Origin of the sequence: Roseburia sp. 1XD42-69 (genome assembly GCF_003612565.1) — a bacterium.
In the GTDB taxonomy this organism is placed as follows: Bacteria; Bacillota; Clostridia; order Lachnospirales; family Lachnospiraceae; genus Roseburia_B.
Genome location: NZ_RAZG01000082.1, coordinates 1 through 11,022 on the forward strand (window position 1 = coordinate 1; position 11,022 = coordinate 11,022).

General features: G+C 40.4%; 10 protein-coding genes and 3 pseudogenes. All 13 read right to left on the reverse strand.

Going from position 1 to position 11,022, the window contains the following annotated elements; all coding sequences use genetic code 11:
* Positions 1 to 506: 506 nt before the first annotated feature.
* Positions 507 to 857, reverse strand: a pseudogene (locus tag D7Y06_RS21505) (23S rRNA (uracil-5-)-methyltransferase RumA); the annotation flags it as partial.
* 402 nt (positions 858 to 1,259) lie between these two features.
* Positions 1,260 to 1,472: a hypothetical protein gene (locus D7Y06_RS25670; protein WP_147415737.1), complete on the reverse strand. Its 213-nt coding sequence runs from the start codon at positions 1,470 to 1,472 to the stop codon at positions 1,260 to 1,262.
* Positions 1,445 to 2,898, reverse strand: a pseudogene (locus tag D7Y06_RS28080) (AAA family ATPase). The gene D7Y06_RS25670 and the pseudogene D7Y06_RS28080 overlap by 28 nt, the downstream one beginning before the upstream one ends.
* On the reverse strand, positions 2,846 to 3,067 hold the full coding sequence (locus tag D7Y06_RS26155) for a hypothetical protein (RefSeq protein ID WP_158591456.1): 222 nt from the start codon (positions 3,065 to 3,067) through the stop codon (positions 2,846 to 2,848). The pseudogene D7Y06_RS28080 and the gene D7Y06_RS26155 overlap by 53 nt, the downstream one beginning before the upstream one ends.
* A pseudogene (locus D7Y06_RS21520) lies at positions 3,045 to 3,347 on the reverse strand (GyrI-like domain-containing protein); the annotation flags it as partial. The pseudogene D7Y06_RS21520 and the gene D7Y06_RS26155, both read right to left, overlap by 23 nt.
* Before the next feature lie 14 nt (positions 3,348 to 3,361).
* A complete protein-coding gene (locus D7Y06_RS21525; RefSeq protein WP_120409659.1) occupies positions 3,362 to 3,724 on the reverse strand; it encodes a VOC family protein in 363 nt (120 codons plus the stop codon).
* A 77-nt stretch (positions 3,725 to 3,801) separates the two neighbouring features.
* Positions 3,802 to 4,431, reverse strand: coding sequence for a CatA-like O-acetyltransferase (locus D7Y06_RS21530; RefSeq protein ID WP_120409660.1), 630 nt, complete (start codon positions 4,429 to 4,431; stop codon positions 3,802 to 3,804).
* 273 nt (positions 4,432 to 4,704) lie between these two features.
* Positions 4,705 to 5,541 (reverse strand): GIY-YIG nuclease family protein, encoded by an 837-nt coding sequence (locus D7Y06_RS21535; protein ID WP_120409661.1) that lies wholly within the window; start codon positions 5,539 to 5,541, stop codon positions 4,705 to 4,707.
* A 46-nt stretch (positions 5,542 to 5,587) separates the two neighbouring features.
* Positions 5,588 to 6,433, reverse strand: a complete 846-nt coding sequence (locus D7Y06_RS21540; protein ID WP_120409662.1) for a KilA-N domain-containing protein — start codon at positions 6,431 to 6,433, stop codon at positions 5,588 to 5,590.
* A 78-nt stretch (positions 6,434 to 6,511) separates the two neighbouring features.
* The gene (locus D7Y06_RS21545; RefSeq protein ID WP_120409663.1) at positions 6,512 to 6,787 is read right to left on the reverse strand and encodes a hypothetical protein; all 276 of its coding nucleotides are present in this window, start codon (positions 6,785 to 6,787) and stop codon (positions 6,512 to 6,514) included.
* Complete coding sequence (locus D7Y06_RS21550) at positions 6,787 to 8,778, reverse strand: recombinase family protein (RefSeq protein ID WP_120409664.1); 1,992 nt, start codon at positions 8,776 to 8,778, stop codon at positions 6,787 to 6,789. Before D7Y06_RS21550 ends, D7Y06_RS21545 begins: the two co-directional genes overlap by 1 nt.
* Before the next feature lie 77 nt (positions 8,779 to 8,855).
* Positions 8,856 to 9,866, reverse strand: coding sequence for a virulence RhuM family protein (locus tag D7Y06_RS21555; RefSeq protein ID WP_120409665.1), 1,011 nt, complete (start codon positions 9,864 to 9,866; stop codon positions 8,856 to 8,858).
* A gap of 105 nt (positions 9,867 to 9,971) precedes the next feature.
* On the reverse strand, positions 9,972 to 10,130 hold the full coding sequence (locus D7Y06_RS26640) for a hypothetical protein (protein WP_016215419.1): 159 nt from the start codon (positions 10,128 to 10,130) through the stop codon (positions 9,972 to 9,974).
* Positions 10,131 to 11,022: the final 892 nt, after the last annotated feature.

The window sequence follows — 11,022 nt, forward strand, 5'->3', positions numbered from 1 at the left end:
AACTACATCAATTTTATATGGTGCTAAAATAATCTGAAGATTGGCGGCTCTTTTAATCTGGAAAACAACACCGTAGTCGGTATTGTGGGAATGTGTATAACTGGCTGTCTTATGGAATTGTGGGTAACTCTGTTTGCAGGACGTGGGAAAGCTGCACTTTAGCTTTTCCATGTGCTGTGAATAGAGTTATCCATGATTCCATAGCCTGTTATGCACATTTCCATAATGCTTGTCTTTTGGTCTTTGGTTTGGAATAATGTGGTGCTGGCGGTCTATCTCTTGTTTTCGGTTGATTGCTTCTTTACCGTACATGAGCATATGGCAAGGCTATGTAGCAAAATGCTTCGTTCCCCACTGTCCACATACAAATGATTTTTCTTTTCTCTCATAAAGTCCACCATCCTTTTTTGATTTCATTATATAGACGAATGGCAGAATGTTCAAAGCTGCAAATTGGGTCAAAAAAATAAGCTTACCACCATTTCTTAATGATACGCCTATGATTATCAGATAACTTCAAAATGTTTCAAGGCATCCTTTATCGCTTCCACTTTCTCTGTTGTCGGATACTTCCTCGGCTGTTTCAATTCCTCTGCCGCATTAGGAGCATCATACATCGGCAATCCTAACTCCCTTTTTACCTCTGCGATATATGCGGTATGTACTTTGAAACCATACTTCGCTTCTATGTACTCCTTAATCATCTTGTATGTAACCCGCTCTTTCGGCTTGTACGCTTCAGCTCTCTTGACGATATTATCAAGCGGCACTTTGCCTTCACCCTCGCCAAACTCCACTTTTACGTTAATTACACTGTCAGGTTTTTTGTGGGAAAGCATTACAACCGTCTCCACATGAAACGATTGCTCCAGATTGATGTCAGATTTTTGCGGTCGTTCGCAGGAATTTATCAAAGCGTGTTTTTGCCTTAAAACACACCGATTTTTACCCTTGTGTGTTCTCGGAAACAGGTCAAAGGCCTTGCTCCTACTTATAATATGCAAACGCCCAGATGTGCCGACTGCTTCAAGACTTCACTCTGAGGGAACAAGTCTGAAATCCCATCGCCTCAACTCTCATAACACCAAAAACGAACAGTCAATGTCCGGTTTTATCTCCAATCCATTCTCCGGTTTCGAGATTTACGAATTCCTCTAATTTGATATCGGGATGATAATCCTCACCATACTCACCAGCAAGAGTCTGGCTATCATGTTTAAAGGATATGTTGTACAGTTTGCCTTTTTTCGTTTTACGAATCAATCCGTTTTTAATAAAAAATTCGATGACACGTCTATGACCTTCAATATCGTCATCATTCCGGTAAAAACAGGAAACTCCCTCGTTATCGTTACTGTGCTTACATTCTTCAACGATTCCTTGTCGCCTTCCTTCTCCGGAGGGATGATGAAGTCCTCTTTGTGGTCATCGAGCACCAGCTTCCTCAGATCATCGCCTTCGTAGCCGTACATTTGCATGAAGTAATATTCCAGAATCCTTCTCGCATAACGCTAAGAAGTGATATCGGAGAATCGATCTCCTTAAGCTCATTCCATAGGGCTGCATAAGAGTTCTGTACCGGATTGTAGTTCTCCAGCTCAGATGGAATATTTGGATTCTGGCGTGTCTTGGAAGCGCCAATGTTCGAAACGTTATGCACCTTCTGGATAACATAGAAGGAAACGCTTCTGTATTTCTCAACCTGATGATATGTCACCTCGCAATGGAAGTAGACGTTGTGCGTCAGGATAAATATCTGTTTGATATAAGTGCCGGTGATCTTATCATCGACGATCTGTACATTGTTGTTGCAGATGGTAATAAGCTCCCGGACAATTGCGCCAACAATGAACAGCGCACTGGAGTCCATGCTGGAAACAGGATCGTCGATAACTACAACCTTGTCTTTCACTACCTCACTGCTCTGACTGCCCCTGACAAGATTGTAAAAATATAGGAACGCTATGAAATTACGCTCGCCCTCGCTCAGGTTTTCTGCGACAGATCCTCCTCACGAATAACCTCATAGACATTTGCTACTCCGACCTTCTCACGAAGACTGAATCCCTGAAAACCCGAATCACGAAGTAGGGCATTGATGCTGTCGATTACGGCCTTGGTATTTACAGTCTGTTTGTTAAGCTCGGCGATTTCTTCCGCAAGTACCCGTGAATCCCTACGAGCTTGTGCCGCCTTGTTTTTCAGATCCTCTGCATCCTTCTTGAGCTGGGCAAGACTTGTCTTGTAGCTCGCAATATCGGACTGAAGAATGAAAGCAATGTGCGCCCAAACAGCAGTCTTGCATTCTTCCTTCTTCTGTTGCTGGGCTCCAACAACATCATTATTGGCCTTTGCCTGTGGAATCGGGTTCAATGTTTGATACATGATTTTGAATTCCTCATCCTGACGCTGAATCTCTGTGATTACGCCGAGCAGAGCGTTCTGATCATTTCCGGGTTCTGCATAGTCAGCATTTCTGGGAGCAAAAATACAAAAAAATCCTTGCACCCTGTCCATAGCTGCTTTATCAAGCCTTTGTATCTCCTCAGCTATATCTTCTGCGACAAATCGCGTCAGCGCATCTTCCTTGGGTACCACAAAATCTCCCTGAGAAAACTGATAGAATGTCTCGCCGCCGATAACGAACAAATTGTAATAATCGAATTCCCAGCTCGTCCGCATCGGCATGCCTTGCTGACGCTGCTGTCCACCGGCAATCAGGACATTGCTCCTATTGTCCTGAACTGTGCCAATCTGGCCATAAACGGTATTCTGGCCACCATTTATATCAATTCTGGTCGGAGCGCCAGATGTAGGCAGTTGCGCCTTTGAGGGAATGATCTCATCACTCATCTGCATCAATTTCCTTTTCAGGCTCTGACCTCCAGTTGAGATCATTTAAAGCTGGAGAGTCACAATATGTAGGTTTAATATCTCGGCTGCTGTTTTCCCCAAGCATCTTTGTATAGACACGCTCGGAACCACCCCGCTTTGGACAGAACTCATCATATGTTTTCTGTCCTACGGTATTATCCCTAACAACAGTTAAAGCCTTCTTTGTGGGCATAATCAACTCCGGATACTCCGTCCTGCCACCAGAAGTCCTCCAGAGGTGGCACTACATAGTCGAAATATCCCTCAATCTGATGATCTCCTTTTTTGCTCATCTTGATCGTAAAAGCAATGCCGTACAACAGTCCAATCGCCTGCTTATATTCACTGTCTTCGGGGTTCGGATCACCATGACCTCGAACCGCAATATAGTTCATGCTCGGCACTGTCACGATGGACGGAGTGTTGTTCGGCATGTAAAATTCCTTGTATTCTTTCTTATAATCAAAAGCCATATCTCTCCCTCATACTACATCGGTGTTCCCACTTCAATTAAGTTGCCGTCCGGATCATAAAAGCGTATGACCTTCTGTCCCCAGCTGTGCGTCATCAGTCGATTCACATATTTTACATCCGGATAATATTTCTCGAGTTTCTCTACGAAACCTTCAATATCAGACTCCTCAAAATAGAGCTCGCAGGAGTTATTCTCCGGAATGATCTCTTTTTCAAGGAACTCTTTCCAGTATTTTTCCTCCTGCAGCACCAGCCCTTCTGTCAGAATCATATTTCCATTATTGTCAAGGATCATCTCAAGGCCGAACAGATCATGGTAGAACTGTCTGGCTCTCTCGATGTCTTTTACAACGATCAGTACGTTCTTCAGTTTCATCTTTTCCCTTTCTTCTTCGGAGCAGGCAGTTCTTCATACATAGCTTCCAACAAATTCCGAAAAAATTCTTCTTTTTGTTAATATTCGTCAAAGAACTTTTGCAGAGCATCAACGAAATGTCCTATATGAATACCGTCAACAAAAGAATGATGTGCCTGAATTGAAATCGGAATCAAGACACGTCCATCTTTCTCGTAGTATTTTCCCCAGTCAAATAGAGGAGTCGCATTGTCCTTTTTTCCGGAGTTAGTGTGCGAAATATGCGTATAAGTCACCCAAGGCATAGGAGAACATTGAAACACATCATTTCCAAGAGGAGCGGTAAAATACTCCTGCTGTTCCTCAGCTGTCTTTAATGCCAACGCCGCATATTCCGGAAGATTATCTATGAACGGAACGTTGACAACCTTAAACAATTCTGTTTCTTTGTTAAGGTAGGTAAAGGCGGTATCAATTCTCTCGTAAAGCACGACTTTGCCATCCAAAAACCTGTATCTTAATGCTTCGACTTCATTGGCGCACCTGCAGACTGCATAGACCATTGCCAAGGTAAAAGACAGGCCTTCCTCCTTGACCTTTTTCTTGAATTCAGTAATGTCGGCTTCAAAAGTCACACAAAATGCCGGTTCTATACTGTTCCGGAAAACCATGCAATGCATAGCTCTTTCCCATGTTGATTCATCTATTACTTCATATTTGTTTGCCATATAATTGTCCTCTTAAATCCCAATTTGCCACTCTGACATCTAACTCGGCAACTCAACATAGTGACATCTATCGTGGCAACTCAACTCTCACACTTTTTGACCTGATTTGCCTTTGGATAAGTTACCGCAGAGCGCTTGGTCTGGATGATGTCAAATTTGCCCGATTGCCCGAAAACCGCAGTATTACTGGGCTTTCGCAGCTATTTTCCTTCCACCCTTTACATCAAAACTACCGTCTCAACGGTATTACTTCTTTCCCACTAAAATCATTTTTTATCCCTCTTCTATTTCTTTTAATGATATTCCTTTTCTATTCTTCCATGCATTCCTACCGTTAATACTATACCCTGCAACTATTGCTGCCGCAAGTGAAGGACTCGTAAATGCCCAATCCTGAGTAAAAGTAAAGTTCTCATCAACAATGCCTTTATCAAATAACAGCTGTCGTTTATTGATAACAGACTTTGATAAAGATGTCGCTACATTATCAGCAATCTTAGAACCTTTCAACACCGCGAAACCTTCTGAAATCGGTTTACCATTCGCCTTGATTCCAGTACGGTCTTGTAAAATGTAAAGATTCTCTTTCTCATCACTTTTTCTCTTTATAGACGGTTCTAAAATTTTATGTCCCAACACTCCTAAAATCAACCGCATATTATCAATGAACTCATCCATTTCTGCACGATCCATCTCAGATATTGATGCTTCTGTAGGCACATTGCTGTTTACTACCTCATATCTTTTAGATTCTTTCGCCAAAATATAAAGATGATTTTCCAAATATTTTATATGTGCTTTGTTCAAATTATTATCTTTGCTAATAAACACTATGCACTCTGTCCAGAAATCTTTTTCAGAAAGATGTTGTTTAAGTCTGTTAAAAATATTTTCAGCCTCTCCTATATAAACTTGCTCCTCATCTGTTTCATCATTACACCCGAATAAAAAATACACCCCCGTATTACTCAAATCATCTCTATCCGTACATTGATTAATATATGTACGTGGAATTTTATATGCCTTACCTGTCCAATTAGAAAGCTCACTGGCCCATCTACCATCTGCCTGTCCATCAATTAAAAATTGTCGTATTGTTTTTCCTCTCATTTTTATCTCCTTCTCATTACATTATCACACAATACAACTTTTACAATTATGTCCGTTCTGTTAATTGGGGAAGATTATTCAAGCTTACTGCCTCCAACGTCTGTAGCTGTTGTACTGCTAATTGGCGCAACAATCTCATCCGCTCTTTCTGAATCTTTCCCTGATTAATCAATACTGCATTATAACTTTCCAAATTCGCAAGCACAAGTAATTGATTCAACGTTGCCACATCCCGCATATTTCCTTTTACGGTTGGATTTTCATCTTTCCATTGTTTCGCTGTTTTTCCAAACAGAACCACATTTAACATATCTGCCTCATTAGCATATGTATAGGCTATCTGCGCAGGGGTTAATTCTGCTGGAATCAAATTGTCCTTAATGGCATCCGTATGTATCCTGTAATTTAACTTGGAAATTTCCCTGTTTAAGTTCCAATTTAGAGATAACCGACTATTCTCATCCGTCTTTAATCTCCTGTAATCCTTCATAATATATAACTGAAATTCAGGAGAAATCCAAGTTGCAAAAGACATAGCAATATCACTATGGGCATACGTACCACCATAACGTCCCGACTTTGAAACAATACCAATAGCGTCCGTTGCTTCTATCCACTTCTTTGGTGACATTGTAAATGCATTTGCCCCTGCCTGTTTTCTAAACCCCTCGAATTCGAGGGGTTTAAAATCTGGATTATGAAGTCTTTCCCATAATCCCAAAAATTCTATAACATCCCGATTTCTCATCCAGTTTTGAATAACCGCCGTTGGATCATCGCTCTTATATCGGGCAATATCCGTCAATGAAATAAATTCATTTTCAAAATCCTGTGTATAAATACCAATATCTATCCCATTCGCATGAATTGTATCCTTAATTATTTTTCCCATTGCTCCTCCTGTAATATTATCACAAACTTTCTCAAGCATTGTAACTGTCACTTATCTTAGATACATTCCGCCGAATAGTCATTTGTTTTCATCTTCCCACATTTCCCGATACGCTTCAATATAAAATTTGATGCACCTCGGATATACATATAAATATTTTCTACACACTTTCTTATACAACCCCAATATTTTTTCGTCACATGCAAAGTCCAGCAGATAATCAAGCAAATGTGATAATTCAGCCTCTGACACGGTTCTGCTACACACATCTTCAACCAATGGCAAATAAACCTCATAGGCTTTTTGATGTATCCCAACTATATGCTCTGCACTCTGATAAATCCTTTCATCCATCAAATTACCTCAAAATATCTAAGTGCATCCGTTATCGCTTCTATCTTCTCTTTCGGTGAACGCTTCCTCGGATGTTTTAATTCTTCTACCGCATTAGGAGCACCATACATTGTTAATCCCAAAGACCTTTTCACCTCTGCAATATACGCAGTATGTACTTTAAATCCATATTTCTTCTTAACATACTCCTGTATCATTTTATATGTAATTTTCGGTTTCGGCTGATACTTCTTTGCCCGCTCTGCTATTGTATCTAAGGGTACTTTTCCCTCGCCTTCTCCAAATTCCACTTTTACATTAATAACACTATCTGGTGATTTGTGGGACAAACATACAATAGTCTCCACATGTTTATCATCTTCCAAACAAAAATCCATATCTTCCTCAATAATTGGAAGCCTGAATTTAATAGACTTCAACCACTGTCCATTGGGCTGTCTATCCTCATAAATCTGTATCTCAGAAATTAACGTCTCCATAAACTGCCGCCGTTCTATCTCATTCATCACAGCATACAGTTTTTCAAAATAAATCAACACTTTATAGATATTATCTCCCGTCAGCTTCTCAGCTTCAATTGCCTGCTTCTTTGCCCTCGTTTCAATAAGTTGTGTTTCCACATTTTCTATCTTATCATACATTCGATAAAGGCGGTCATCAAGGTCTGCTTTTCGTTTGATATAATGTCTGTCATCCGGATCAAGGGAATCAATTTCCTCCGCCAGTTTTAGCTTGACTACATAATATTGCCGCAACTGCTTTTCAAAATCTGCAAGTTCTCCGTCTATTGTGACAGTATCCACTTTGCAGTTGATCTTTTCCTGCATCATTGCCGCAAACTTAGGATTGCCAACTAACTTTACAATGACTTCCGCCACCGCATCGTCCAATAGTTCCTCCCGTATCTGCTTCTTATAATCGCACTTATGCCCGCGTGTCATGGTACGATGCTTACAGCCGTAGTAATAAAAATCCTTATATTTTGTCCCATCCTTTTTTCGCTTAATGCTCTTATTTCCATACATGCCCGCTCCGCAGACCGGACATTTGACAATTCCCGAAAGAAGATGCGTTTTCGTGTCTTTACCTCTATTTACATGTTCGTATTTTTTCGCCTGTGCAAGCAGCTTTACCTGTGCCGCCTGCCAAACATCTTCCTCAATAATCGCATCATGCTGTCCATCCACCAGAATATAGTTATCCTGCTCCACAAGATGATACTCGTTTCGTGTTCCATGAATTTTTTCTGTCTTTCTGCGTCCATAGGCAATCTTACCGCAGTATACCGGATTTTTCAGGATAAGACGAACCAAGTGCGCATCAAAAAGAGGATTTTTCCCGTTCTGTCTCTGTATTTTACGAATACCGTGGTTTTCAAGATATTTTGCCACACCGTTAGCACCAATATCCGTATGCACATACTGTTCAAAGATTGTGCGGATAGCTTTTGCTTCTTCTTCGTTAATCTGAAGTTTACCATCTATCAGTTGATAACCATATGGCGCAAATCCGCCGTTCCATTTTCCCTCACGGGCTTTCTGAATACGCCCCTCCATTGTCTGCACACGGATATTCTCCCGTTCAATCTCTGCAACTGCTGACAGTACGGAAATCATCAGTTTCCCTGCATCCTTGGAAGAATCAATACCATCCTCCACGCAAATCAAATTTACCCCGAAATCCTGCATAACCTGTAATGTAGAAAGTACGTCCGCCGCATTTCTGCCAAATCTGGATAACTTAAAAACAAGAACAAATGAAATGCCGTCTTTCCCTGACTCGATATCCTCCATCATGCGGTTAAATTCTATCCGCCCCTCAATGGACTTTCCAGATTTTCCTGCATCCTCATATGTACCGACAATTTCATAATCATTATAGTCGGCATACGCTTTCATTCTGGCTTTCTGCGCATCCAAGGAGTAACCGTCTGTCTGCATGGCTGTAGATACTCTTGTATATGTGTAAACCTTTATTTTCTCGCTGTGCATATCATCTCTCCATTTGTGCAACGCCCGTTGCACTTTTACATTTTGATAACCATATTCTTTTCGTAATCTGTAAATTCTCATTCTTTATCTGACTTTTTACCCAATATTTTTATTGAGTTTAAATAGTCTTGTTCCACATCACTTAAAGTACGCTCTTTATATTTCTTATATTCCCCAGTTGCTTTTTCCACCGCCTGCTTATGCGTCACACTTCCATTTCCTGACAATAACTGTTCGCCGCTCATTGTCAAAATCCGGTCTAAGTGCTTCGCCCAATCTTTCATGGTCATAGTCTGTTCCCGTTCTGCCTGACGCTCTGCAAAATCCAAATATCCCGACACAAGCTGCCCCATTGCACGAAGTTCTTTTTCATTCAGATAGTTTTTGGCAATGACAGCTTCTCGCAAAGTCGGCTGATTTCCTGCAAATGTGGTAATCCCCATAAATTCCTTTTCCGCATCCGCTCTTGTATAAATAACTTCCGCCGCCGTCTGCCCATGAATAGCATAATGAATTTTGTTCTGAACCTTCTGAAAAAACTGAATGGATATTTCCGCTTTCGGATCATAGTCAATGCTGGTAGCATAAATCTCCAGTACCTGCCTGTAAAATACCTTTTCGGAGGCACGAATGTCCCTAATCCGTTCAAGCAGTTCCTTAAAATATCCACCGCCACCTAAATCTTTCAGACGTTCATCGTCCAGTGCAAAGCCTTTACGCATATACTCTTTCAAGATTCCGGTTGCCCATATTCTGAACTGTGTGCCGCGTTTTGATTTCACGCGGTAGCCGACAGAGATGATTACATCGAGATTATAATAACAAATGCTGCGTTCTACCTGCCTGTTTCCTTCATTTTGAACTGTTGCAAAATATGCAACAGTTGCTTCCTGCACAAGTTCTTCTTCTGAATAAATATTTTTAATATGCCTTGAAATTGTTGATTTATCTCTCTGAAATAGTTCTGCCATTTGGTCAATAGACAGCCACACAGTATCCCCATCAAAAGTTGTTTCAATCTTAGACAAACCATCCTCTGTTGTATAGATTATAATATTTGATTTTCCCATTTCATCTCTGTAATCCATAGTCACCTCATCTCCTTGTACTTTCACTCAAATATAAGCAAGTATGTTTTTCCAAATTTGGTTTGGACATACTTATCATGTTTATTATACATTATACACTTGCTATTAGCAAGAAACATCTTGCCAGTCTTTTGTTGCCTTATTTTTTTCTTCCACATGATTATCTACTGTTATATCAGGTAAATTTTCTATATCCAAATCTGACGCATATTTTTCAATCAAATTTGCAAGCATATCTGCCAATCCGCTCCATTCATCAGTCATAAATATCCCTCCCATATGAACGCAAAAAAAGACAGCTATAAACTGTTACGTTCATAACTGCCCTTACGCTGTTTTCATTCTAAAAATTACAAATTTCCCGTCAATTTTTCCTTTACTTTAATCCATAAACCTACATACAAGTGACAGGTCATTACGCTGCCCACATCGGAATCACACCGTCATTATATGACTGAATTTAAATCAAAAATTCAGAAGTATCATTATCACAGATATGCTTCATCGCCCCGCACAACTGCTGTGCATTTTGTCAGGTTTTTATCGCTCAATGCCTTCGCTTCAGAGGTTTGTTTTCCATTTCTTCACATTTGCCTGAAAATAGATTAAAGCGAGCATATCATGGCGCACCTACATTGTGGCTAGACATATCCTCACGTCCTGTACGCATATTGCAATATCCAGTTTTCCAACAGGCTTTTATTTCATATGCCTTAAAGACTATTCTACATAGTAAATATGCAAAATTCCTTCCTATTTACAAAAACTTTTTCAAAATTTTTCTGTCAAAATGGGCGGCAACACTGGTATCGTTTTTGGACAGACTAACCCTACAACTTAAAATCCATTTGTTCATCTCACCGAAACAGCAAGCACTCCCTGTGTCATGACACAGAGCATAATAGCAAGCACTGCCTGCGTATATACGCAGAATAAAACAGCAAGCACTGCCTATGGACATCCACAGACAGTTTTTTATAAAATTCCCATGAGGAAATTCTATAAAATTGCTAACAGAGGAAAAATCCCCTGCCCCCTTAATTATAATAAAATTGCAAAAGCGGCAATAAAAAGATGTATCAAATGTAAGCGAATAGTTTTAGGGTGTACCCTATAAATGAAATCTGACACCCTGCGTTAGGATGCCAGACATGCG